Source organism: Paenibacillus sp. 453mf, assembly GCF_900116105.1.
Taxonomy (GTDB): domain Bacteria; phylum Bacillota; class Bacilli; order Paenibacillales; family Paenibacillaceae; genus Paenibacillus; species Paenibacillus provencensis.
Genome location: NZ_FPAC01000001.1, coordinates 1,024,996 through 1,051,143, shown reverse-complemented (window position 1 = coordinate 1,051,143; position 26,148 = coordinate 1,024,996). Strand labels below are relative to the sequence as shown.

The window sequence follows — 26,148 nt, the reverse complement described above, 5'->3', positions numbered from 1 at the left end:
TCATTAAACGCGAGGACCATACGAAGGTCGAACAAGAAATTTTTTTGGAAGGAAAAAATACTTATTCGTGTATGGACTCATGTACATTTTAGTATTCGTGTTAAGAAATTGTCAAGAGAATGCGCTTTTTATGGTATGGACTGTCCTAGTCCATCATTTCTTCTTCATCCACTTCACCGGCATGCTCATCCGCATACTGGGTTTGAAGCTGTCCGATAACCTTCCTCGTCACCTCTCCAGAATATCCACGACGCATTAAGAATGGATAGGTTTTACGCTTCTTCTCGAGCATGTCACCTTTAACCTGGTCCCACTTTTTGCGTCCAGCAGTCATCGCGCTGTCCCATTCTTCTTCTACACTGACTTCACCAAGAGCAAGCTGAATATGATCTTTAGCGATTCCTTTTTGCCGGAGCTCCTGTCCTACCCACAGTTTCCCCTTTCGATGATTGGAAATACGCTGTCTAGCCCATTCTTTTGCATAGAATTCGTCATCGATCAGCCTTTCTCGCTCTAGTCTTAATAGTACATCTTCAATAATTGAATCCATATATTCCTTTTGCTTTAGCTTCTGTGTCATCTCGTGCCTTGTTCGCGGTTTCCGCTCGAGGAATTTTAGACTTTGCACATAAGCTCGCTGCTTCTCATCAGCTATAACAATTTCTTCAAGCTCCGTTTTATGAAATGAATTCCCTTTAATCATCCGGTATTTAATCATCACGTCTTCCAGTACAGACAGCTCATACTTTCCAAATGATATCATATACCTCGCTTCACGCCCTCGCAGCTTCTCTACACGAGTTATTTCCAGTGATTCATTAGGAAAATGGGAGACACCCCGCTCTATGTCCTGGTTCATATCCTGCTCGCAATTGTCGTTCATCCTGTGTCTCTCACTTCCTCATAACTAAATTTGTAGTGCAGCTGTATGACTAGACAAAAAACCGCAGATCAAGTGAGCTGCGGTTTACAGAGAATCTAAATCAAAAGAACACTATATAACCGACATCAGCGGTTGATTGCATTTGCAGATTCAATTCAATACTTGACTCGTCATTGCACGACCTAAGCCTCACAATATCGAGAACAACAATCAAATCAAACATTTATTCTATTTCAAACAATTCCTGTTCTTCTTCAGCTTCCTTCGCTTTATCAACGTCAGACTGAGCTGGAACGGTGGTTGTCAAATTACTTGCTTCACGCACTTTCAACTCAATCGTTTGTGTAAGCTCAGGATTCTCCTTCAAGAACTGCTTCGAATTCTCACGGCCTTGACCTAAGCGATCACCGTTATAGGAATACCAAGCACCGCTCTTGTCCACGATGTTGTATTCTGTAGCGATGTCGAGCAGACTTCCTTCTCTGGAAATCCCTTCACCATACATAATATCAACTTCTGCTTGCTTAAATGGAGGAGCAACCTTATTCTTCACAACCTTAATCCGAGTTCGGTTCCCGACAACATCGTTCCCCATCTTGATGCTCTCTACACGGCGTACGTCAAGACGTACAGTTGAATAGAATTTAAGCGCACGGCCACCAGGAGTTGTCTCTGGGTTACCAAACATGATGCCGACCTTCTCGCGAAGCTGGTTAATAAAGATCGCAATTGTCTTCGATTTGCTAATCGCACCAGACAGCTTACGAAGAGCTTGGGACATCAGACGCGCTTGAAGACCAACGTGGGAATCACCCATATCGCCTTCGATCTCTGCCTTCGGCACGAGTGCAGCTACAGAGTCGATAATAACGATATCAACCGCACCACTGCGTACGAGCGCCTCTGCAATCTCTAGTCCTTGCTCACCTGTATCCGGCTGGGACAATAGCAATTCATCAATATTAACGCCTAACTTTCTAGCATATTGTGGATCAAGAGCATGCTCTGCATCGATAAATGCTGCTTGTCCACCTTGCTTCTGTACTTCAGCAATAGCGTGAAGTGCTACGGTTGTTTTACCAGAAGATTCAGGTCCATATATTTCGATAATCCGGCCTCTCGGGAAACCACCGGTTCCTAATGCAATGTCCAAAGCAATTGATCCACTGGGTACAATTTCGACTTGCATGTGAGTTGATTCACCCAGTTTCATAATTGAGCCTTTACCAAATTGCTTCTCTATTTGACGGAGCGCCATATCCAGCGCAGCACGACGATCTGACAATAAACTCACATCCTTCTTTATTTATAACTATATGATACTCTCTTTGTGTTCGTTTGCCAAGCATTTTTTGAGAACATACATTCGTTTTTTTTGAGGAGCGGGGCGCCCGCCGGTCTCTCTCTAACTTTCAAATTCAAAATAAAAGAATAAAAAAGGAAGAACCAGCGCAAATCAAGTTCGCTTCGGTTCTTCCGATATATACAGTATACTGATTCCAGCGCTGGTCGTCAAACCGTTATGTCACAGTCCGGATAAGCGTCAGGCCAGCTTCTCGTTCTCGACAAGCTTGCGCCATAAGCGATACAGCAGGGTTTTGGCTGAACGAATACGGATCGTCTCCCGGTTGCCGCTTAAGTTAAGTTCGTAAATCTCTGTTTCCCCTTCACGCTCCGCAATGCCGATATATACAAGGCCGACCTTCTTGCGCTCTGAATAGCCAGGTCCAGCTACCCCCGTAACAGCCAGGCCATAATCAGCATCCGTAATCATCCGGACCTGTTCTGCCAGCACTTTGGCTACTTCAGGACTGACCGCTCCAGGAGCATCCTCCCCTTCGAGATAAGCATGGGGAACGTTCAACAGTTTCTCCTTCATTTCATTTGTATAGCACACGATCCCGCCACGAAGCATCGTTCCGCTTCCCGGTATGGATGTCAGAAGTTCCATGAGCAGGCCTCCTGTACAGCTCTCTGCAGCCCCCAAGGTCAACTCACGGTCCGCCATCATCTCTACGATGACATGCTCAATAGGAATGTCATGGCTTGCATACAAATGTTCCGGCAACCGCTGTTGAATTTGCAATTCAAGCTCATTCAGTTTGACCATGGCCTCACTTTCGCTCCCGGCTTTGGTAGAGATTCGAACCGTCACTTCGCCTTCTCCAGCATAAGGAGCAATTGTCGGATCTGTCTGTGCCGAAATAAGATCCTTCAGCTTATCCTCCAGCATAGATTCACCGATACCCGCAAACTTCAGCATTTTAGAGTAGATCGGCATCTCACCGGTAAGCGCATGCTGCTGAAGCCATGGTACAGCTTGGTTTATAAACATAGGCTTTAACTCTTTAGGAGGTCCGGGCAAAATAATATAATATTTGTCATCTTGGAAAATCGCGTTACCAAGAGCAAGCCCTGTCTCGTTCGTAAGCGGAGTTGCTCCTTCTATTAATGTCGCTTGACGTTTGTTGTTCTCGGTCATAATCGTTCCGCGGCTCGTAAACATTTGCTCAATCTTATCCAGAGACCGCTGTTCGATATGAAGCTCTCTGCCCAGCAATTCAGCTACAACATCCTTTGTAATATCATCCTGGGTCGGTCCAATTCCACCCGAAAAAATAATGATATCAGCCCGGCTTCGTGCGGTCTCTATCGATTGCTTCATCCGCAGTGCATTATCACCAACAACCGTTTGAAAATAAACATCAATACCGATCGCGGCAAGCTCTTTTGATAAAAATTGTGCGTTCGTATTTACAATTTGTCCAAGCAACAGCTCTGTGCCTACTGCAATAATTTCTGCTTTCATGACGATGCCTCCATTTCCTCTGTGTCGAATAGCTTCTATATTAGAAGAAGTTTCTTGGATTCATGAATATAACTTTTAAAAAAAGCAATAGGATCACCTATTGCTTTTACTTAGAGTCCTTCATTTTTTCACGCTTTGGATTGTGTCAACAAATGCTTGTTCTTCACGAAATAATCAATACCTGAGTAGATCGTAACCAAAGTTGCCAGCCATATTAATATGGTATCCATCGGTATTCCGATAAAAGCAAACGGAAAATTGTTCAGAAGCAGCAGTGATATGGCAACGATTTGAATGATGGTTTTGATTTTTCCCCAAGCGCTCGCAGCAACGACAGAACCGTCAAGCAGGGCAATCTGGCGAAGGCCGGTAACCGCAAACTCTCTGCTCACAATAACGACGGCAATCCATGAAGGAATGCTTCCCATCTCAACCAAAGATACGAGCACGGCAGTAATAAGAAGCTTGTCTGCCAATGGATCTAGAAGCTTGCCCAGGTTCGTGACTAGATTATGCTTTCTGGCGATATATCCATCAATACCGTCTGTACTGGCCGCTATAATGAATATAATCACTCCAATGAGCTGATTGTACGGTAATGTATACTCACCCATTTGAATCGGCGACGGATACATTTCAAAATCGACAAGCAAGAACACCATCATGACCGGAATCATAAAAATTCTTGCCAGTGTAATCCGGTTAGGTAAATTCAAAAAAAAGCGCCTCCCCTTTACATCGTACTATTAGGAACAACCATCCTTCTTGCTCCAAGTCTTTTTTGCCTAAGATATGTAATGTTAATAACAAACATTCGTCTGTATAAGTCCCCACCGAGTATATTATACACCAATATACATGTCAAAAAAGACATACGTTAAGAGGAACGAAATGAACCGTTTCATTTCGCATCATTTATAGGCGATAAATTAACAGAAACAGCGGTTTACTTCATATTCGTAAATTGCAGATCCAACGGAAGATCACTTGATCGCAGCAATTGAATAATCGCTTGAAGATCATTTTTGCTTTTTCCAGTAACGCGGATTTGATCTCCTTGAATCTGGCTCTTCACCTTCAGTTTGGAATCACGAATAAGAATGTTGATCTTCTTCGCATTGTCCTGGTCAATTCCTTGCTTGAAGCCAAGACGTTGTCTTACCGTTCCCATAGAAGCCGGCTCTACTTTACCGTAATCCAAATTTTTGAGAGGCAGACCTCTCTTCACCATCTTGGATTGAAGGACATCAATAACTGCATTCAGTTTATATTCATCATCGGACACAATAATTAGCGCGTCCTTCTCGATCTTCAGGCTGCTCTTGCTCCCCTTAAAATCATAACGACTCGCTATTTCTTTCTCTGCCTGTGTCACCGCATTCGTTAATTCTGCCAAATCGAGTTTGGATACAATATCAAATGAACTTTCTGAACTCATGTAAAAAACACTTCCCTTCATGTAATCTGACCTTGTGTAAATCATATGAAATTGTTTCGTGTACCATTATATTGAAACAATAAATGCGAAGTCTAATCATGTTCCTTACAGCTTGTGCAACGATATCTCGTAAAAACATGTACAGCGAATGCGCTGTACATGTTGGAATGAGTCCTATTTTACTGACCGTCTTCAGATCCAGCTGCGCTATCGCTGTTCGCGTCATCTTGGGCATCCTCACTGCCTTCACCTTCAGCAAGCTGAAGCAGAATCCGATTCGTCGTCTTGCCATCAGTCACCACTTGACCATTCACGGTAATTTCCGTCGCAGGGGCATAGCCTGACTTAATGTACATCCCCTCTGAAGTCAATTCAAAGCTATGCTGATCTCCAGCAACTGTATTGCCATACACCAGTTGTTCTCCGCTCGAATTCTCACCTTTATAAACTTCGAGCCAGCTTCCGCCAGAAGCGTTGATCTCAACCGTAATTGGCTCTTCCGCACTTCCGCCCGTCACATCAAAAATCGTAATGTTGCCTGAAGTGCCGCTTTCTGTAACGGTAACAGGAACATCTTCTACAGACTCTTCTTCCTGGCCTGCCCCCTCTTCAGGAGCTGTTGCATCCGGATTCTCTTCACCGTTCGGATCGCCGCCACCTACTTCAGAACTTGTTTCTTCAGCATCCTCACCAGTCCCAGGCTCAGGTGTATTCGGCGCAGGCTGATTATCCGTTTGTTCTGTAGATGGCTCGTTTGGATCTTCTGCCTGGTTTAAGGTAGGCACCCAATAGAAATAAATAAGAACCAAAATTAAAGCTAAAAAAGTCCATGGCAGAACAATAGACAGCCATTTATTGTTCCGTTCTGCTTGTGGACGGCTGGAACGCTTCTGCATGACAGGCTCCATGGTAGCTTCCTGCTCAGGGACCGGAACATCCTTCTTGTGACCTTCCAGCAGCTCCTCAGGATTTAAGCCCACCGTCTCTGCATAGGTCTTAATAAACGCCCGTACATAAAAGCTGCCTGGCAGCACTTTGTAGTCACCTGATTCAATCGCTTCGAGATACCTCTTTCTAATCTTTGTCATCTCTTGAACGTCATCAAGACTCAATCCTTTTTGCAGCCGGGCCTCCTTCAACTGCTGACCCAGTTCAGACATGCCAATTCCTCCTCATTCTTTCGTATTCACTAAGATGCTTATATATAAACACATTCCTTTAAATTGTCATATTAATCCTAAAGATCGTCTGTATAATTCGCAGTAAATGTATCATATAAAATCTCTTCATCCGGATTATTGCGAAGCTCAATAATAATATCAAAATCATTGTAGTCATACTCAGATTCCTGAACAAAAATGTCAGGGTGCTCAATAACCTTAGTACTAGGCATATTCATAATCTCTTGCAGCAAATTGTAGTGTTTTTCGTTGGATCTTATTGTGCTCACAATACCATCAATTATAAATACGTTGTTCGGGTTCATCTCGTCCTCAGACATCTGACTTCTAATCGTTTGACGAAGGAGTGTAGAAGAAACAAAGGTCCATCGCTTCATTGCGCAAACACTGCCGGCAATAATGGATTCTGTCTTACCCACTCGCGGCATTCCGCGAAGTCCAATGACATGATTACCTTCTCTCTTGAATACTTCACCCAAAAAGTCCACGAGGAGCCCAAGCTCATCACGGGTAAAACGGAACGTTTTCCGGTCATCAGAATCGCGATCAATATATCTGCCATGTCGCACGGCCAAAATATCGACAAGCCGCGGCGCACGGAGCGCAGTCACCGTAATATTGTTAACCTTCTTGAGCATTTCTCCAAGAAGCTTTATTTTCTCATCGTCGTCCGACTCAAGAAGCATACCTCTTGTTTTGCCCTCGACTCCGTTTATCGTCAAAATGTTCACTTCGAGCATACCCAGCATTGAAGCAATGTCTCCCAACAAACCAGGTCTGTTCTTATGTATTTTATATTCCATATACCACTGTTTGTACTCCATTTAAACACCTCTGAAGCCTTATTCCTCATCATTCGACATAATCAGCACATTTTTATAAGAAAAATGTTGCATCTGACATCCATCAAACACGGGTCTATCTAATGATATATAAAATGAAAATGAATTACAAGAACACGAATGTAACAATTAGAGAAAAGCCCCCTTACGGGAGCTCTCCTATGCATTAGTTATGCATTTTTCTTGGCCAATTTGACCATAAGTTTTGCGATAGTGCGACGTTCTTCATCATCGCCAACATCCCACAGTTCTTTTAATGCGCGGTTGGAATGGTTAGCAGGATCGACTTTCTCATCAAGGAAATCACCAATCTCATAGGCCAATTTGTTAATGACATCTTGGCTCATCCCCAATTTTTCGGCTTGCACGACACGCTCACCTAGAAACTTCTTCCATGCATCATAGTTACTCACTACTGTTGACATTATTAAATCCTCCTTTGCACAAAGCATGAGATTTAAAAAGTGGGCAGTAGTTAATATGAGCAGATAAAGTTTCTAATATACTGGTGAGTTTATACAACAGATCGTTATGTCAGCCAGCCGCCGTTCGGCGATATAATCTGACCATTAATGTAACCCGACTCCGGCAGTGCCAGGAAGTAAACCAGCGAAGAGATTTCATCCGGCTTTGCCAATCTGCCTGCCGGAATCTCCTCTTCAATCGACTTGATCTCATCCGCATCAAATGACTGCATCATTTCTGTCTCCACAGCACCTGGGGCAACAGCATTAACTGTTACTCCTGAAGGAGCCAGCTCCTTGGCGAGCGCTTTAGTGAAGGCATTGATACCGCCCTTCGTTGTTGAATAGAGCACCTCACAGGAGGCACCTGATATTCCCCAAATTGAAGAAACATTTATAATACGCCCATAACGCTGTGATATCATGTGTGGCATAAACATCTGGGTGCACATGAACACACCCTTTAAATTGAGCGCCATAACCGCGTCCCATTCTTCCTCAGACACATCACTCAGCAGTCCATAATGACTCACTCCCGCATTGTTCACAAGAATATCGGGCAGCATGTTATGGTGCTCCAGCTTCTCATACATTCTTTCAATTTGTTCCTTGCTCCGCAAATCAGCAGATACGGTCATGATTCTGCCGCCGTGATCCATGCAGCGTCTCGCCACTTCATTCGCAGCCTCGTGAGAGTTCATGTAGTGAATAACCACATTCATGCCAATGCTTGCGAATCGTTCTGCAATGGAAGCTCCAATTCCCCTGCTTGCTCCTGTAACCAGAACCGTTGTTTCCAGAATAGGCTTCATGAAGGATCCGGTTTCTCTCTCCATTAAGGACTCACCACCAATGATATGGCTAACTGCTCCCAATTCACATGTTCTTTGAGACGTCTGTTTACATCCTTCAGTGTAATGGACTCATATATCGGCAGCACATTAAATAAATCCCCGCCTCTAAATTGATAACGGGTAAATTCATGTGCAATACTCTCGGGTGAATTCAGCATTCGAAGGTAACCACCCATTTTCTTTTTGCGTGTACGTTCAAAATGAGCTGCATCAAAGCCCCTCTTCTGGATCTCCTCCACTTCCGCACGAACCCGGGAGAGCAGCAGATCAGGATCCTTGGTGTCCCCTCCGATGGCAGAGAATCGATACTGAGGTGAGCTGTTATATTCATGACCAAAGCCGTCAGATATTAAATCTTCATCATACAGCTTCTGATAAAGCTCTGTACTTGATCCAAATAGCAAATCCATCATCAATCTTGTTGTCAAATCTTCACGCAGAAGCTCTTCCCCGCGCAGACCCTTTGTATCTTCTTTGAAACCAAATAAGCATTTAGGTAGTGAAACCGCAAGTTTTGCTTCGCGCCGCTTCTCTCCAACTTCAGTCGGCTCTTGATCAAACAGGCGCTCTATTCTTCCTTGCTTATCATAATTTTTGTTCGCTTGATTCTCCCTGACAAGGTCCATGACTTCTTCTGCATCTACACCGCCTACAACAAATAGCAGCATGTTGCTCGGATGATAAAATGCATTGTAGCAATCGTACAACGTTTCCTTCGTAATGGTGCTGATGGAATCAACCGTTCCCGCAATATCGATCCGAACCGGGTGTTTCTGGAACATGGCCTCAATTAATCCAAAATAAACTCGCCAATCTGGATTATCCTTATACATGTTGATTTCCTGACCGATAATCCCTTTTTCTTTGTTGACATTTTCATCTGTGAAATATGGATTTTGCACAAAATTAATCAAAGTTTCGATATTCTTGTTGACATTCTCTGTAGCCGAAAACAGGTATACTGTTTGATCAAAGCTCGTAAAAGCGTTGGCGGAAGCCCCATTGGAAGCGAAGGCAGCAAAAATATCACCTTCCGGCTCTTCAAACATTTTATGCTCCAAAAAATGGGCAATCCCATCTGGGACACGCTGCTCCTCATTGCCCTCCACTTTAAAGTGATTGTCCACAGACCCAAACCTTGTCGCAAATGTAGCGTAGGTCTTCTCAAAGCCCGGCTTCGGCAGTACATATACGGAGAGTCCGTTGTCCATCACTTCATAATATAAAGTTTCCTGCAGGTGTTCATACCGTATGCTCTCCACCGGTCATTCCCCCTTCTGATCTCTCAAGAAATAAATCGTATCCAGCTCAAATGTATCCGCTGCCTTCTGGATATCTGACTTTGATAATGCTTCGATCTGTTCCAGCAGCTCCTGCGTCGTGCGTTCCTTGCCGGATAACACCCGATTGAAATCATACGAGATCATCTCAAACGCAGAATCCTGAATTTCTTTCAGCAAATTACGGATCATCGCCTTGGTCTGATTCAGCTCCAAATCGCTGATGACCCCTGCCTTCAGATCAGCAAGCTGCTGATGAATAATCTCAACTGCTTTTTCATAATTAGGAATTTCAATGCCTGATTGAATCGTTGCGATACCTTTGTGACCGTCATATCTAGAGGATGCGTAGTAAGCCAAACTGTGCTTCTCACGAACATTAACGAAGAGCTTGGAATGTGGATATCCTCCGAGTATTCCGTTATATGTCAGTGCTGAAGCGTACTGGTCATCTCCGTATGTAATCGAAGTTCGCAGGCCCATATTAAGCTTACCCTGGCTTACATTCAATTTTTCTACTACGGTCTGAACATCACGGCGATCATGATGACCTGTTTCCGTCTTGTATTCAAAAGAATGATCACGATTCAAATGGAAGTATTTCTGAACGAGGCCCTCTACCTCTTCGAACGTCGTATCCCCAACAACATACAAGTCCATTCCGGCATTATTAATCCACTCTTCATATGAAGAATATAGAGCCGCCGCATTAATGTGATCCAGTTCTTTGCGTTCACCCAGCGGATGCAGACGGTAAGGTTCATTCTTGCACATCTCTTCAATACATCGCTCAGCTGCATATCTCATCTTGTCATTTACGATGGATTCGAGGCGCTTGCGTACGGTTTCGCGTTCGGCTTGAACATAAGAAGAGCGGAACTGGCCATTTTCTTTGGCTGGATTTGTTACGACTTCACCCAAGAAAGAGAACGAACGATCCAGCAAACTTTCGCTGCTCTGCACAAAGGAGTCATTGATGGTATCCATACGGAATTGGATAATTTGATGATCCCCTCGTTTATATACGTCAAAACCAAATCCCGCCCCATACATCTCCTCAAGCTGCTCACGGAATTGAATCGTCTCTGGATAGGACTCGGTTCCTCTGCGAAGCACAAAGGGAATAAGCGCTGTGCTGGTAACGGTATCTTCTTTAAGAGGTGACCCTACATAGAGGGATATGGCAAACGTCTTAAAACGCTTGGTGGGCAGCACGTGTATGCGAATATGCTGATTGCTGCCACGTTCAAATCCTGTTTTAGTCAAGTTCCAAAACCCCTTTATTGTTTGTCATAATTTTCTTATATCTCATCATTCTAACCGATCTAAAAGCACAGAAGCAACCGGAGGACATGCCGCCGATTGCCAAAGTGAGCATATAAGTTAAACGGCATGAAGGTAGGCTTATATGCTGTTCGCCCCAGTCATCCCCATTCTATAACTTACATACAGAATATATGCTGACCAATTGTCTTTACTTGCTCGCGTGTCCAGATCCAAGGCGAGGTCGCTGTTCTAGGGTTGAAGTAATACAAGCAGCCTCCTGTTGGATCCCAACCGTCAATTGCTTGCATCACTGCTTTTCTAGCTTGTTCATTTGGCTCGAGCCAAATTTGTCCGTCAGCAACTGCTGTAAAAGCTCTAGGCTCGAATATTACGCCTGAAGGTGTATCCGGAAATTGCGGAGCCTTTACTCGGTTCAAAATAACCGCAGCCACCGCGACCTGTCCTTCAAAAGGCTCGCCACGCGCCTCTCCGTATACTGCATTGGCCATCAGCTTAATCTCATTCTCCGTTAGACCGAGCGAGTTGTTGCTGCCCATGCTGTTATCAGTGCCACCTGTGTTGTTACCCTGTCCTGTGTTTCCGCCTTTACCTCCACCGCCAGAGTAGACAAGCCCTGGTCCTGGTTCAGTTGGACGCCAATCCTTCGTTGCATTATACAGCTTCAGCTTTGTGCTTGCTCCGACGATTCCATCAGCCTTCATTCCGAATTCGGATTGGAACCATTTAACCGATCCCAAGGTTTTTTCACCAAAATCGCTGTCTACTTTACCATAGTAATAACCCAAATATTTGAGACGGCCCTGTAGCTCATATACATCCTTTCCGGACGAGCCGTATCTGACTTCATTCTGACTAAAAGTAGGGATAGCCTCGGCTTCCTGCGGTTGATGCTGGATACTGGATTCAGCTCGTGAAACCTCATGATCTGTCTTCAGCAGAACACGATATGAAGTCGCTGAGATCAAGATGATGCCGGCAAGAATCCATAGATTGATTTTTCGCATGAGTAGAATCTACCTTTCTTTAATGTTCTCTTGAGAATCAATTTCATATTACCTGTTTATGTTTTATGAAATTGATTCGATGGCTACAATTATTATGTTTAGCATTTATTGTTCCTATGCACTAACCATGGATATCGAGAGCATGTAAAAGGATGGTAATCAAGATCACTCATTTTTCGATCTGTATAAAAAAGGCCTCTATCCCTATTTAAAGGGTTAGAGGCCTTCATTCTTTCAATCAATACTTTAGCACCGCATGAGCGGATTATTAGCTGATTTTATTAGCTTGGTATTGCTCTAGTGATACAAGGACTTCTCTCGGTTTGCTGCCTTCGTAAGGTCCAATAATACCTCTGGCCTCCATCGAGTCGATTAGTCTGGCAGCACGAGTGTATCCTACCCGCATACGACGCTGCAGTAAGGAAACGGAGGCTTGCTTCGCTTCAAGAATAATCTGGACTGCCTGCTCGTACAATTCGTCCTGTACTTCATCTGCCTGCTGAACCGAATCATCGATCTCTGGCACAAGCGATTCGTCATATTCTGCGTCAGCCTGATTGCTAACAAAGCTTACAATGTTCTCAACCTCATGATCGCTCATAAATGCACCCTGAACTCGAACAGGCTTAGAAGAGCCCATAGGCATAAACAGCATATCTCCTCGTCCAAGCAGCTTCTCGGCACCGCCCATATCGAGTATTGTTCTGGAGTCCACTTGAGAGGACACGCCGAAAGCGATCCGAGAAGGAATATTCGCCTTGATCACACCGGTGATGACATCTACTGATGGTCTTTGGGTGGCAATAATCAGGTGAATGCCTGCCGCACGAGCCATCTGTGCAAGTCTTGCAATGGCATCCTCGACATCATTAGCAGCAACCATCATGAGATCTGCAAGCTCATCAACGATAACAACGATGTAGGGCAGTACCGCATCAGGGTTGTCCTTCATGAGATTGTTGTACCCTTCGACATTACGTGTACCCGACTTAGAGAATAGCTCATAACGTTTCTCCATCTCGACTACGATCTTCTTAAGTGCAAGAGAAGCGCGTTTCGGATCGGTGACGACAGGTGCAAGCAAATGAGGAATGCCATTGTACACATTTAACTCGACCATCTTCGGATCGACCATCAGAAACTTAACCTCCGTAGGCTTAGCCTTATACAAAATACTCGTGATGATTCCGTTAATACATACCGATTTACCTGAACCAGTTGCCCCAGCGACTAACAAGTGGGGCATTCGCGCCAGGTTTCCAACAATCGTCTGTCCCGAGATGTCCCGGCCAAAAGCAATCGACAATTTCGATTCAGCTTCTTGGAATGTAGCTGTCTCCATCACTTCCCGCATCGTTACTACCGATACTTCGCTGTTAGGCACTTCAATACCTATTGCCGATTTCCCGGGGATAGGTGCCTCCATACGAATGTCCTTGGCTGCGAGCGCGAGTGCGATATCATCTGTTAAACTGACAATCCGACTAACTTTAACCCCGATATCTGGCTGAATCTCATATCTCGTTACGGCAGGACCTCGGACAACCTCAAGCACTTTGGCTCTGACACCAAAGCTTTCAAGCGTCGCTTCCAGCTTCCTCGCCGTTTGCTTGTAATCGTTCTGATCTCCTCCCTTTCCACTGCCGTTTGGTTTAGCAAGCAGGCGAAAAGGAGGCAGCTTGTAAGGCTTCGGCGGCTTAGCAGGTGGTTTCTGTTCACCCGCTTCTGCTGACGGAGCAGAGTTCAACTGCTCATTTGCACTATCGCTTATAGATTCTGCATTACCTTCAGCTGTGTCATTCACAAATTCGTCAGGGAACGGCATCTCCTCATGTACAGTGTCCTTGGCCTCGTAAGCGTCATCCAGGTCTTCCTCCAATACCGATCCTTCACTGCGCACATTCTCGAAGAAATCTCGAATGATCGGCAATGGAGGGTTTCCACGATCTTTCTGAGGAATTAGATCCTGATCATTGTCTGACGCGTCCTCATGCCATACTTGCTGAGAGCGGCTGACAGGAGCTGAAGATTCACCATATATAACAGCTCCTTGTCCATCATGCTCCTCTTCATCATCGTGAACTGACAACTCACCATTGGAAGCATTACTCTTCTTGCTGGTTCCTTGTCCAAACAATTGAAATAACAAAGGAATCTTTTTCCGGGAAGGAGATACTAATTCTTCCTCTTCTTCATCCTCAACTTCCTCATGGACCGGAACAGCCTTCGTCTTCTGTTTAGTTTGCTTCTTCTTGTGACGCACCGCTGTTGTCTTGGAAGTGCTCCAGTTCTGGATAAATGATTTCCCTGCGCGAAGAACCCGCGTTCTGAAGATACGAATCAGATCTACATAGGATAAGTTCGTAATCAGCATGAAGCTGATGATGAACATGACAATCATCATGAGATTGGCCCCCATGCTTCCGAACAGCCATAATAATGCCGAATATTCCACTGCACCTGTATATCCGCCGCTGATGTCCTTACCAAGCATCGAAGCGTTGCCCGTTTCAGCAGGCCTTAACAGCTCTGTCTGCAAATCGATATGTATTTGAGACATAACACCGCCAGGATTCAATTCACCTATAGGACTCAGCTTCTGCTCCATGGCTGATATTGTGCTCATTAACGTCAATGCAAGAACTAACAAAAGAACTCCACTTTTACGATGATTCCACCCTGATGGCCATTTACGATGAATCATCACCATTAATCCATAGTAGATACCAATTAACGGGATGATGAAGTAAAACTTGCCGAGCAGAAGTCCAAACATTTTGGACAATGATCGTCCTACAGTGGCTTCACCCGATAGAGCTATAACCGACAGGGTAATCAATATGATCCCATAAATCTCATATTTAAGAACCCCGCCAAGGGCTGCTCTCTTTTTCTTTTTCTTTCTTCTGGCCAAAAAGGTCACCTCCAGAAGAATATTATACCATAAGTCCACATCCGCACATATGTTCTTTTTCGTCGAATCTTGACCACGAGTCCATATGCCTAATTTTGAGCAGAGTTAAGCGAAATTTCACGCCCGGGAGCATATGCAGAATCCAGATAATCATACAGACTGCCATTAATCAGCCTTACGATAACCCCTGAGCGTTCGTTAACAGGCATGATCTGCAATAATCGGCCTTCTACTTCCATCTCTAATAGTGCAGGCTGTTCTTTCCACATTCCTTCAAAGATCTGCTCACCTGACATTATCGTATATAGGGTCATTGTGTCATCCCTCCAGGAGAAGCGGCAGCCCTCATACCCTTTCTCGACAAAATCAACTTATTTAGTTCTGCAATGGCATCACCAATTCCACCCACCGCATCCATTAAGCCATATTGAACTGCATCATTTCCGCCTACTGCTGTACCAATATCCCGGTTTAATTCCCCCTGCTTAAACATCAGCTCTTTGAAATGATCCTCCGTAATACGAGAGTGGGAAGTTACAAAACGCACAACCCGCTCCTGCATTTTCTCAATGTACTCAAAGGTCTGGGGAACCCCGATAAATAACCCGTTCATGCGTATCGGATGAATGGTCATTGTAGCACTCTCCGCAATAATGGAATACGTACTGCTGACGGCTATAGGCACCCCGATACTATGACCTCCGCCGATGACAACAGTAACCGTGGGCTTGGACATCGAAGCAATCATTTCTGCGATGGCAAGGCCTGCTTCCACATCACCGCCAACGGTATTCAATATGATTAGAATGCCTTCGATCCGTGGATTTTGCTCTGCCGCAACCAGCTGTGGGATGAGATGCTCGTATTTCGTTGTTTTATTTTGTGGAGGCAAAATAAGATGCCCTTCGATTTGACCAATAATTGTCATGCAGAAGATATTGGATTCCCCGGAAGGGACTGTAGTTTGACCAAGCTCTTGTATTGTATTTACAACAGGATTAGTCTTGGGCTGCTGCTCAGGAGGCAGCATAGGCGTCTCGTTCTTTGGACTTTCGCCTTTATCTTTGCCGAATAACGGATTTGTCACATCAACACTTCCTTTGAAAGTTTTGTCTTCAATATCTGGGTTAGTATGACAATTCCATAACGGATCTTATACACACGAATACACACGAAAAAGCCTCTTCCGCGCTAACAGGGAACCGTCCAATATTACCTGTTAGCTTAGAAGAGGCGACTGTGTGCCTTCGTTTGAAGTTATTGGTTTACTATACTTCCATAATGATTGGCAAAATCATAGGGCGACGGCGCGTTTGCTCATACAAGAAACGTCCGAGCGCGTCTTTGACATTTGTTTTGAGTGATGCCCATTCATTGACATTCTCACTCATAAGCTTCTGAAGCGTACTTGTTACAATACGATTAGCTTCATCCAACAGACCTTCGGATTCACGAACATACACGAATCCTCTGGAGATGATGTCAGGACCGGAAACAATCTTACCGTCCTGCTTGCTAAGCGTAACAACGACGACAAGAATTCCATCTTGCGACAGCAGCTTGCGATCACGCAGTACGATATTTCCTACATCGCCTACACCCAGACCATCGATTAATACATTTCCGGAAGAAACCTTGCCCGCTCTGCGAGCAGCTCCACCTTGAATCTCAACAACTTCACCAACATCCGTGATAAAGATGTTATCTGAATCAATACCCACAGACTCAGCCAGCAGTGCATGACGACGCTGCATTCTGAATTCACCGTGAATTGGAATGAAATATTTAGGCTTCATAAGATTCAGCATGAGTTTCAATTCCTCTTGGCTGCCGTGACCGGAGACGTGTACGCCAGAGTTAGCTCCGCTGTAATGAACCTCAGCGCCAAGTCTAAACAATTCATCTATCGTACGCCCAACATATTTCTCGTTACCTGGAACTGGTGTTGCTGCAATAATGACTGTGTCACCAGGCAAGATATCGACTTTACGATGTGTGGAGCGAGCCATGCGAGTAAGCGCAGACATCGGTTCCCCTTGGGAGCCTGTGCACAATATAACAACTCGATCTGCGGCAATCTTCCCTACTTCCTCCGGCTCAATAATCATGCCATCAGGAATATCCAGATAACCAAGATCGGAAGCAATACTCACTACATTAACCATGCTTCTGCCGATCACGGTTACTTTGCGTCCCGTTGTTTCAGCAGCGTTAATTACTTGCTGGATCCGGTGCACGTTCGATGCGAAGGTCGCAACAACCACTCGCTGACTTGCCTTACGGAAAATATCCTCCATAACGACTCCAACATTTTTCTCTGAAGGAGTAAACCCTGGCTTCTCTGCGTTCGTACTATCTGATAACAGTGCCAGCACGCCTTTGGAACCGATTTCTGCCATACGCTGAAGATCTGCATACTGACCATTGACTGGAGTATGGTCAAATTTGAAGTCTCCCGTATGAACAACGGCACCTTCTGGAGTCTCGACGCACACACCTACAGAATCAGGAATACTGTGGTTTGTCTTGAAGAAATTAACCTTAAGGCTATTGCCAAGCTGTATTTCGGAATCCTCGTTGATGAGAATCCGCTTGGTCTCGCCAAGCAAATTAGCTTCCTTCAGCTTATTTTCTACAAGTCCGAGTGTAAGCTTGGTTCCGTATACTGGTACATTAAGATGTTTGAGTACATAAGGCAATCCGCCAATGTGATCTTCATGTCCGTGTGTCAGTACAATCCCTTTTACTTTATCTCGATTTTCAGTTAGATAGGAAATATCTGGAATGACGATATCAATGCCAAGCATATCCTCTTCTGGAAATTTTAAACCTGCATCTACGACTACAATGTCATTACCGTACTGAACAACATACATGTTCTTACCGATTTCACCGACGCCGCCCAATGCGAAAATCATCAATTTATCGTTGTTATTTTTTTTTGACAAAAGAATCTGAACCTCCTATGGTAGTTGGACGTCGTACCTTAATGATATTATTACTATTTTATTAAAGAAACCTATAGCTTCTCAGCCGAAGTTCCCACACACTTTGCTGTTAAACAATCTATTTCAAAAATATACCGCACCCAGTCACTTGACATCATTATACATGATTAAAAACTGAAAAAACAAGTCAGTCACGTTTTGTAAGGTTTAGTTTCTCCATTTCATATGAAAACAAACAAGTTCCCCTTCTTTAAACAGCGCTTCTGAAGTACATTTAAGCCTTAGCTACCGCTTCATAGAACTTCCCTATCCCTTACAAAAAACCCCCGTACTCAAACTTCTTGAGTACGAGGGTTTGACAATTGACACTTCTATAACCACCAATATTACATGATCATACGTTACTGATCAAATGACGGATAAATTCCTGCTCCTGCTCCGTAGGAGGTACAAGAGGCAGTCTAACGGTTCCTACCGCATAACCTCTCAGTGCAAGTGCATATTTGACTGCAACCGGATTAGGGACCGGATGCGGCGCTTCAAACAAGCCCTTGAAAACAGGTAATAATCGATGATTAATCGAAGCTGCCTTCGACACATCACCGCTAACATAGGCATCAATCATTTCTCTCATTGATGCACCAACAATATGGCCGGCTACACTGACAATACCGTATCCACCCACAGCCAGAGCTGGAAGCACTGAGGAATCATCGCCTGAATAGACTTTAAATCCTTCAGGAGCAGCACCTGAAATCCGTGCCACCTGTTCAATGGATGCACACTCTTTAGTGGCAACAATATTATCAATAGCTGCAAGCTGAAGCGTCGTCTCCACAGACAGGCTGGCTCCTGTTCGTCCAGGTACGTTATACAGCATTACAGGAAGGGAGGTAGCCTTGGCTATCGCAGAAAAATGCTGGTACATTCCTTCCTGGTTCGGTTTGTTGTAATAAGGAACAACCAGAAGCACACCATCCACACCGGCCTTCTCCGCCTCACGGGTAAGCTCGATCGAATGATGTGTGCTGTTGCTGCCTGTACCGGCAATAATTTTGACACGGCCTGCAGCGTGCTTAACTACAAATTCAAACAGCTGAACTTTTTCATGTTCGGATAATGTCGGTGATTCGCCTGTTGTTCCAGCAACGACCAATGTATCTGTTTTTTGCACATCAATTAAGTAATCGATTAGTCTGGAGGTTTCTTCCCAATGGATACCGCCTTCATCGTTAAACGGGGTAACCATTGCTGTTATTAGTCTTCCGAATTCCACGATTGTATCCTCCTTGCACTCTCGTCTCTAGCGATGAAGTTCAAATTTGGAATGAAGTGCACGAAGCGCTCCCACCATATCTTCCTTCTTGACAAGTACCCAAATCGTTGTATTGGAGTCCGCAGACTGCAATATCTCGATATCCGCCTCTGCGAGTGATTCTACAATTCTAGCCATAATTCCGGGAACACCATTAATGCCTCCACCAATGACACTGACCTTAGCACAGCCTGACAAGCTTCTAGGCTTAAGATCCATTTCCTGAAGAATACGAATTGCCTTCTCCGAGTCATAATCAAATACAGTATAAACAGCTCCGGAAGGTGATACATTAATAAAATCAACACTGATTCCATTCTCAGCCATCGCTTTGAACACTTGTAGCTGAAGTTTACCAACTTCCTTGTCTGCCTCAACCATAATTTGCGTGACATTATTCACATAGGCAATACCCGTTACGAATCGGTCCACAATTCCAGTCTGTATGTCCTTGATCCCTTCAGGATGCGTAATTAAGGTTCCTTCCCCATCACCGAAGGTTGATCTGACACGCACAGGAATCTGTGCCTGCATCGCGATTTCCACTGCACGAGGATGGATTACCTTCGCACCTTGGTGAGCCATATTGCTGATCTCCGCATATCCAACATACAAGAGCGGCTTTGCATCCTCAACAATTCTCGGGTCTGCGGTAAGAATTCCGTCCACATCTGTATAGATATCGACCATATCCGCATGCAGAGCAGCACCGAGCGCTGTAGCTGAAGTATCACTGCCTCCGCGTCCCAGTGTCGTTATGTCACCTGTTTCATTGGCGCCCTGGAACCCCGCCACAATAACAACCTGGTGTGTCTTCAGTTCTTCAAGAATTCGTTCAGGCTTAACGGCGAGAATCCGGGCATTGCCAAATTGATCGTCAGTTAGTATGCCAGCCTGACCACCTGTCAGTACGGTTGCTGAAATTCCTTCATGCTCAACCAGGCTTGTAAGTGTAGCTGCTGAAATCAGTTCTCCGCAGGATAACAGAATATCCTTATCACGCGCAGGCAGCGCATTTCCATTCTGAACAATCCAGTCCAGAAGTGTATCCGTAGCATAAGGCTCGCCTCTGCGACCCATCGCAGAGACGACAACCACTAATGAATGTCCGGCAGCAATTTCGCGTTTCATATGTCCGATAACACGTTCTCTTGCGGCCGGTGTTGAAAGGGATGTTCCCCCAAATTTTTGCACTAAAATACCCATGCATGTATTCCTCCATTTGTATATCAAGAAGACTTAAGCTGAAAGAAAGTACGTAAAACAAATGGAATGAAAACTTAGGCTTTGCTTAAGCGTTCAGATGCGATAATTTCGGCGATTTGCACAGCGTTCCATGCAGCGCCTTTTTGAAGATTATCCGATACAATCCACATATTCAGTCCATTTTCATTCCCCAAGTCGCGACGAAGGCGGCCTACAAACACATCAGGTTTGCCAGCTGCATCTGTCGCAAGGGGATACTGCTGATTTGCCGGGTCATCTACAAGAGTGACTCCAGGAGCTTCTGCCAGCAGTGCTTTTACTTCTTCTAGATCATAATTTTCTTTAAGTTCTACATATACCGATTCGGAGTGACCATAAATAACCGGGATACGTACACATGTCGCTGTAACCCCGAGTGCATCATCCGACATGATTTTTTTGGTTTCACGAACCATTTTCATTTCCTCTAATGTATAGCCGTTATCTTGGAACTTATCAATTTGTGGAATTGCGTTAAAAGCAATTTGATGCTTCACTGGGAGCGATCCTACTGGAAGGATATCCGGATTAACCTCATCACCAGACAGTACAGCCTTCGATTGGCGAAGCATCTCATCAATGGCACGGCTGCCGGCACCCGAGACAGCTTGGTATGTGGATACAATAATTTTAGAAATACCATAGCGGTCATACAGCGGCTTAAGCGCGGCTACCATTTGAATTGTAGAACAGTTAGGATTAGCAATAATGCCGTTGTGCTCGCTGATCTTCTCTTTGTTAACTTCAGGTACAACAAGCGGTGTATTCTCATCCATACGGAAAGCATTGGTGTTATCGATACAAACTGCACCATGACGAACAGCATGAGGAGCTAGCTCCTTACTTACATCACCGCCCGCACTAAAGAGTGCAATTTCGATTCCTTCAAAACTTTCAGGGGTTGCTTCTTCTACTGTAATGTCTTGGCCTCTAAAGTTAATCGTGGAGCCGGCAGAGCGCTTGGAAGACAACAGCTTAAGCTTATTAATCGGAAAATCTCTCTTCTCGAGTAGACCGATAATTTGTTCTCCTACTGCTCCCGTCGCACCCACGACAGCCACATTAAACTTTTGATTGCTCATTATAGTGTATCTCCCCTTTGATTACTGACTAACGAAAGTGCTTTGTTATGACTCTTTCTTCATCAGCCGGATTTCCCGGTATATTTACACCCCGAAAAAGGCATCTTGCGATACCTCTCGTTCGTGAAGTGAATTAACATAACGCTTGTCGCTTCACATAAGGATCGGCTGCATTTGTCTTCCTTCAAGAGCTGCATAAGCTGCTTCAGGGGTCAAATGCATCTTAGCGACGAGCGAATTTGGTTTCGCTTGTGGATTATCCTGCCCAAATGGCACAAAGTAAATATGTTTGGCTACAAGTAATTTGGCAATATTCGCTGCATTCAAACCAAGTCCATCATTCGTTGAAATTGCGAGAACGACCGGGCGCTGATTCCGCATTTGGGATTTGGCAGCCATAAGCACTGGACTGTCCGTCATCGCATTAGCGAGCTTGCTAGTGGTATTTCCTGTACAAGGAGCAATGACCAATACATCAAGCCTTTTGGACGGTCCCAGAGGCTCAGCTTCAACAATTGAAGAAATGATATCATTACCTGTTATATCTTTCAACTGTTTTTGCCAACTTTCGGACGTACCGAACCTGGTATCCGTTGTAAGCACCGTATTTGAAATAATAGGCACAACATCCGCACCTTCATCTTTAAACCGCTTAACGACAGGCATAACCTCTTCAAAAGTACAATGTGAACCTGTAATCGCATAACCAACCGTTTTTCCCTGCCAATTCATAACCTAATTCCTCCGTTCATTATTGATCACAAAGCAGCAAACTGACGATCGAGTTTGCGATAATCTCACCAGCTGTTTTGGGAGCAACAATGCCAGGGAGCCCAGGAGCGAGCATCGCTTTGATTCCGCGCTTTTCCGCATAGCGGAAATCGGTCCCTCCAGGCGCTGAGGCCAGATCAATAATTAACGATTTAGGTTTCATTTTGGACAGGATTTGTGCTGTGATAATCATAGACGGTATCGTATTAAAAATCAAGTCGGCCTCCCCGGCATAATTCGCTAAATCCCTTGTCAGGAAAGGCTTTAGGCCCATCACCGACGCTTTGGCTGCATCTTCCTCACGTCTTACACTCACCCTTACATCGGCACCGAGTCCCTGCAATGTTTTAGCCATGGTAAATCCCGTACGTCCCATACCCAGCACTAGTGCTGCCGAATTGTGAATCGTAAAATCTGTATTCTGAATCGCAATCATGATCGCGCCTTCTGCAGTTGGGATTGAATTATGAATGGCGACATCATCCCGTTCAAGCAGTTCCACTAGACGCAAATTATGGTTGCTGCACAGCTCCTTCAAATACGGCTTCGCTATTCCTGTAAAGACCGAACTATGTACAGGAAGTGCTCCTGCTAGTTCAGGTGTTAATTGAAGAACGGTTCCTTCTGCGGCATATTTGGCTTGAATATTTCCTTCATCATCACACCCTACAACGGGCAATATTACTACATCTGCAGAAGTGAGGAGATGTTCATTCAATTCCTCCTTTACCGCTCCCTCCGGGATGTGCAGTAGCGTATCAAAACCAACAATACTAACCGACGCATCAAGCTCAGCGCAGCGACGAATGACCTCTAGCTGACGTGCATCTCCGCCTAGAACGACGATCCGTAATCCGGTCAACATCAGGATGTCACTCCTTTCTACGACTTTACGTTGTCATCTTATGCCGTGAAGTTCGCCCTGGTGATTCAAAACCCAGGATTTTGCATATTTCGCTTAAAGCACAAAAAAAGCCGCTCTCAGTTAGAGCGGCTTCACAATTCACTTTCTTCTATTTACCTGTATGGCCAAATCCGCCTGCACCGCGCACCGTTTCAGACAGCTCGGAAACCTCTGCAATAATGACTTGAGGTACAGCCTGAATGACCATTTGAGCTACTCTTTCTCCACGTGCAATCGTGAATGGCTCGTTACCAAGATTAATAAGGAGAACCTTAACCTCTCCCCGATAATCAGCATCAATCGTGCCGGGTGTATTAAGACAAGTTATCCCATGTTTGAAGGCTAGACCGCTTCTAGGCCGAATCTGTGCTTCGTAGCCTGCAGGAATTGCCATCGCAAATCCCGTAGGAATTAAGGCTCTTTCTCCCGGCTTCAGCACCGTCTCCTCATCAACAGCGGCATATAAATCAAACCCGGCGGCCAGCTCAGACATTTGCATCGGAAGCGGAATATCTTCGGTTCCAGGCATTTTTTTAATTTGTACGTGTATTGACAAAATCGTCCCTCCTAAGTGATGCAAACGCACGATCCGAAGCTCCTACCATAGCAAGAGCATAAGGGTGTGCAAACATTCGATCCAGAACAGCATTCACATCATCCATCGAAACCTGCTCAATTTTGGCGATAATTTCATCAAGCGTTTGATGCTTGCCTATCATCAGTTCATTCTTACCGTTTCGATTCATACGACTTCCGGTACCTTCCAGACTTAAAATGAGACTGCCTTTCAGCTGTTCCTTCCCTTTGCGCAGCTCATCCTCAGTCAGCCCATTCTCAGCTAGATCCTGCAAAATCTCTCTTGTCAGGTCCATGACTTCCTTTGTTTGCTTAGGCGCTGTACCCGCATAGATCGTAAATAGTCCACTATCTGCATGCGCACTATGATACGAATAGACAGAATAAGCGAGTCCGCGCTTCTCACGGATCTCTTGAAACAGACGTGAACTCATTCCGCCGCCGATTGCATTATTAATGAGTACCATGGCATACTGCTTGTCATCATGGATTGAACATCCGGGAAATGCCAGGCAAATATGATTCTGTTCTGTTTTCTTTTTGTGAAACAGCAGATTACCTTTAAAATCAGGAACCTCAATCCCAGACTGATCAGACGGGCTATGTACATTAAAAGAGCCAAAAAACTTCTCAAGCAGCTCGAGCGTGCTCTCCTCGTCAATGTTTCCAGCTAAACTAATGACGGTGTTCTCGATAGTGTACTGCTCTTTCATATAGGAACGCAGGCTGAACTCGTTCATCGCACTGAGCTTCTCTTCCGTACCTAATATCGGATAAGCTAATGAATGCTCTCCATAAGCAGCCAGGGAGATAAGATCATGCACCATATCATCCGGCGTATCTTCGTACATGGAGATCTCTTCGAGAATAACGTTCTTCTCCTTCACTAGCTCTTCACTGTCAAATTTGGAGTGGAAGAACATATCTGACAACACATCAACAGCGATAGGCAAGTGCTCATCCAATACTTTTGCATAATAGCAAGTATACTCCTTGGAAGTGAACGCATTGACATTACCGCCGATGGCATCGAACTGCTCAGCTATGTCCTTAGCATTAAAACGGTCTGTTCCTTTAAACAGCATATGCTCGATAAAGTGTGACACTCCATTTATTGAATCATCCTCATTACGAGAACCCGTCTTCACCCAAATACCGAAGGATACCGATCGGCTGGTCGGAATCTGCTCCATGACCACTCTTAGGCCATTACTAAGTACTATTTTTTTCACGATTGGCCCTCCATTGCTTTTTCCTAAAAATTAATAACGATCGACAGCATTAATCCTACCAAAAAAAACGGCTTCACTCAACTTTCCGGTACATCCAGTCTCTCAGAAGACAAGGTTTCGCTAACCGTACCCAGCTTGATCCCTTTTTGCGTAATCCCTTCAATCATCCCTCGCATAGCCGCGGCTGAGGATGCTGTCGGATGCATCAGAATAAGTGAGCCTGGCTCAACCCCTTTAGTAATCTTGGCCACCACACTATCTGGACTCGGCTTCTTCCAATCAACGGTATCTATAGTCCACAAGACGGTCTTCAAGCCCTGCTGCCTTGCGAGCTCCACCGTCTCCTGATCATAATCTCCGGAAGGGGGAGCAAACCATTTGTTCTCCACACCAAGCATTTCATGAAGGAGTGACTTGGTCTTCGATATTTCAAGTTCAGCTCTCTCACTCGTCAGCTGGCTCATATTCGGATGTGAATAGGCGTGATTCTCCAGTTCATGTCCTCTCTTCTGTATCTCCTTGGCCATTTGTTCGTTCTTCTTCAGCCAGCTCCCATCGAGAAAAAACGTAGCCTTTACCTTATACTCATCAAGGATATCCAGCATGGGAACGATATACTCGTTTCCCCATGCAACGTTTATCATGAAGGAAGCCATCTTCTTCTCCGGATTTCCACGATAAATCGGCTGAGCCCCCAAGTCATCGAGCGACACCTTTGGAGGGATTTGCTTATACACTAAAGGTATGGAGACTGCATTCGGATTCGAACGTGCCTGAAGGTAAGTAGCCTGAACATCCACTTCAATTCCGTTATATCCAGGAATGGCCTTCCAGACCCGATCAACCTTGGCGTCAATAGGTGGTACCTTATACTCTGCTGCCTTTTCTTCAATTTGCTTCTTCAGCTCGTCCTCAGGGACCGCATTCACGTACATATCGAAAGCATCCTCAGTATTTACACTCCGATAAAGTGGAAAATGATTCGTAATGCCCGTGGCTTGTCCAATGGTAACCACAGCTAACGTACTAGCGATGACGACAGCCCATTTTTTATGTTGCATCTTCACACGTCTAACCCCCCGCCCCTCATTTGTCCCATTTTATGACGGCAGCGGTTCC

The 26,148-nt window shown here is 44.9% G+C and carries 24 protein-coding genes; all 24 read right to left on the bottom strand.

The window, feature by feature from the left end; all coding sequences use genetic code 11:
* Positions 1 to 145 precede the first annotated feature (145 nt).
* A complete protein-coding gene (locus tag BM415_RS05090; protein WP_091155287.1) occupies positions 146 to 883 on the bottom strand; it encodes a regulatory protein RecX in 738 nt (245 codons plus the stop codon).
* 223 nt (positions 884 to 1,106) lie between these two features.
* Positions 1,107 to 2,168 carry a recombinase RecA gene (gene recA / locus BM415_RS05085; protein ID WP_091155284.1) on the bottom strand — a complete coding sequence of 354 codons (1,062 nt, stop codon included), beginning with the start codon at positions 2,166 to 2,168 and terminating at the stop codon, positions 1,107 to 1,109.
* 258 nt (positions 2,169 to 2,426) lie between these two features.
* A complete protein-coding gene (locus tag BM415_RS05080; protein WP_091155281.1) occupies positions 2,427 to 3,692 on the bottom strand; it encodes a competence/damage-inducible protein A in 1,266 nt (421 codons plus the stop codon).
* A gap of 128 nt (positions 3,693 to 3,820) precedes the next feature.
* Positions 3,821 to 4,408 (bottom strand): CDP-diacylglycerol--glycerol-3-phosphate 3-phosphatidyltransferase, encoded by a 588-nt coding sequence (gene pgsA, locus BM415_RS05075; RefSeq protein WP_091155278.1) that lies wholly within the window; start codon positions 4,406 to 4,408, stop codon positions 3,821 to 3,823.
* Between the two features lie 230 nt (positions 4,409 to 4,638).
* Entirely contained in the window at positions 4,639 to 5,130 is a 492-nt protein-coding gene (locus BM415_RS05070) for a YajQ family cyclic di-GMP-binding protein (RefSeq protein ID WP_091155276.1), read from the bottom strand.
* 179 nt (positions 5,131 to 5,309) lie between these two features.
* Positions 5,310 to 6,290: a helix-turn-helix domain-containing protein gene (locus tag BM415_RS05065; RefSeq protein ID WP_091155274.1), complete on the bottom strand. Its 981-nt coding sequence runs from the start codon at positions 6,288 to 6,290 to the stop codon at positions 5,310 to 5,312.
* Between the two features lie 77 nt (positions 6,291 to 6,367).
* Positions 6,368 to 7,135 carry a DUF3388 domain-containing protein gene (locus BM415_RS05060; protein ID WP_091155272.1) on the bottom strand — a complete coding sequence of 256 codons (768 nt, stop codon included), beginning with the start codon at positions 7,133 to 7,135 and terminating at the stop codon, positions 6,368 to 6,370.
* 188 nt (positions 7,136 to 7,323) lie between these two features.
* Positions 7,324 to 7,578: a DUF3243 domain-containing protein gene (locus BM415_RS05055; protein WP_091155269.1), complete on the bottom strand. Its 255-nt coding sequence runs from the start codon at positions 7,576 to 7,578 to the stop codon at positions 7,324 to 7,326.
* A 104-nt stretch (positions 7,579 to 7,682) separates the two neighbouring features.
* A complete protein-coding gene (locus BM415_RS05050) occupies positions 7,683 to 8,453 on the bottom strand; it encodes an elongation factor P 5-aminopentanone reductase (protein ID WP_091155268.1) in 771 nt (256 codons plus the stop codon).
* Positions 8,453 to 9,733, bottom strand: coding sequence for an EF-P 5-aminopentanol modification-associated protein YfmH (locus BM415_RS05045; RefSeq protein WP_091155265.1), 1,281 nt, complete (start codon positions 9,731 to 9,733; stop codon positions 8,453 to 8,455). Before BM415_RS05045 ends, BM415_RS05050 begins: the two co-directional genes overlap by 1 nt.
* 3 nt (positions 9,734 to 9,736) lie before the next feature.
* On the bottom strand, positions 9,737 to 11,017 hold the full coding sequence (locus BM415_RS05040) for an EF-P 5-aminopentanol modification-associated protein YfmF (RefSeq protein ID WP_091155263.1): 1,281 nt from the start codon (positions 11,015 to 11,017) through the stop codon (positions 9,737 to 9,739).
* A 176-nt stretch (positions 11,018 to 11,193) separates the two neighbouring features.
* Positions 11,194 to 12,042: a spore cortex-lytic enzyme gene (gene sleB, locus BM415_RS05035; RefSeq protein ID WP_091155261.1), complete on the bottom strand. Its 849-nt coding sequence runs from the start codon at positions 12,040 to 12,042 to the stop codon at positions 11,194 to 11,196.
* A gap of 268 nt (positions 12,043 to 12,310) precedes the next feature.
* Positions 12,311 to 14,956 carry an FtsK/SpoIIIE family DNA translocase gene (locus tag BM415_RS05030; protein ID WP_091155258.1) on the bottom strand — a complete coding sequence of 882 codons (2,646 nt, stop codon included), beginning with the start codon at positions 14,954 to 14,956 and terminating at the stop codon, positions 12,311 to 12,313.
* A gap of 89 nt (positions 14,957 to 15,045) precedes the next feature.
* A complete protein-coding gene (locus BM415_RS05025; RefSeq protein ID WP_091155255.1) occupies positions 15,046 to 15,270 on the bottom strand; it encodes a YlzJ-like family protein in 225 nt (74 codons plus the stop codon).
* On the bottom strand, positions 15,267 to 15,986 hold the full coding sequence (locus BM415_RS05020; RefSeq protein ID WP_091159065.1) for a ClpP family protease: 720 nt from the start codon (positions 15,984 to 15,986) through the stop codon (positions 15,267 to 15,269). Before BM415_RS05020 ends, BM415_RS05025 begins: the two co-directional genes overlap by 4 nt.
* A gap of 238 nt (positions 15,987 to 16,224) precedes the next feature.
* A complete protein-coding gene (locus BM415_RS05015; RefSeq protein ID WP_091155254.1) occupies positions 16,225 to 17,904 on the bottom strand; it encodes a ribonuclease J in 1,680 nt (559 codons plus the stop codon).
* Between the two features lie 394 nt (positions 17,905 to 18,298).
* Complete coding sequence (gene dapA, locus BM415_RS05010; protein WP_091155251.1) at positions 18,299 to 19,180, bottom strand: 4-hydroxy-tetrahydrodipicolinate synthase; 882 nt, start codon at positions 19,178 to 19,180, stop codon at positions 18,299 to 18,301.
* A 27-nt stretch (positions 19,181 to 19,207) separates the two neighbouring features.
* A complete protein-coding gene (dapG, locus tag BM415_RS05005; protein ID WP_091155249.1) occupies positions 19,208 to 20,425 on the bottom strand; it encodes an aspartate kinase in 1,218 nt (405 codons plus the stop codon).
* A gap of 74 nt (positions 20,426 to 20,499) precedes the next feature.
* Positions 20,500 to 21,546: an aspartate-semialdehyde dehydrogenase gene (locus tag BM415_RS05000; RefSeq protein WP_091155246.1), complete on the bottom strand. Its 1,047-nt coding sequence runs from the start codon at positions 21,544 to 21,546 to the stop codon at positions 20,500 to 20,502.
* Between the two features lie 153 nt (positions 21,547 to 21,699).
* Positions 21,700 to 22,278 (bottom strand): dipicolinate synthase subunit B, encoded by a 579-nt coding sequence (locus BM415_RS04995; protein WP_091155244.1) that lies wholly within the window; start codon positions 22,276 to 22,278, stop codon positions 21,700 to 21,702.
* Between the two features lie 19 nt (positions 22,279 to 22,297).
* Positions 22,298 to 23,182: a dipicolinate synthase subunit DpsA gene (gene dpsA / locus BM415_RS04990; protein WP_091155241.1), complete on the bottom strand. Its 885-nt coding sequence runs from the start codon at positions 23,180 to 23,182 to the stop codon at positions 22,298 to 22,300.
* Between the two features lie 148 nt (positions 23,183 to 23,330).
* Positions 23,331 to 23,777, bottom strand: coding sequence for a dUTP diphosphatase (gene dut, locus BM415_RS04985; RefSeq protein ID WP_091155240.1), 447 nt, complete (start codon positions 23,775 to 23,777; stop codon positions 23,331 to 23,333).
* Complete coding sequence (locus BM415_RS04980) at positions 23,755 to 25,029, bottom strand: M16 family metallopeptidase (protein WP_091155237.1); 1,275 nt, start codon at positions 25,027 to 25,029, stop codon at positions 23,755 to 23,757. The genes dut and BM415_RS04980 overlap by 23 nt, the downstream gene beginning before the upstream one ends.
* Positions 25,030 to 25,106: 77 nt before the next feature.
* On the bottom strand, positions 25,107 to 26,090 hold the full coding sequence (locus tag BM415_RS04975) for a polysaccharide deacetylase family protein (protein ID WP_091159064.1): 984 nt from the start codon (positions 26,088 to 26,090) through the stop codon (positions 25,107 to 25,109).
* Positions 26,091 to 26,148: the final 58 nt, after the last annotated feature.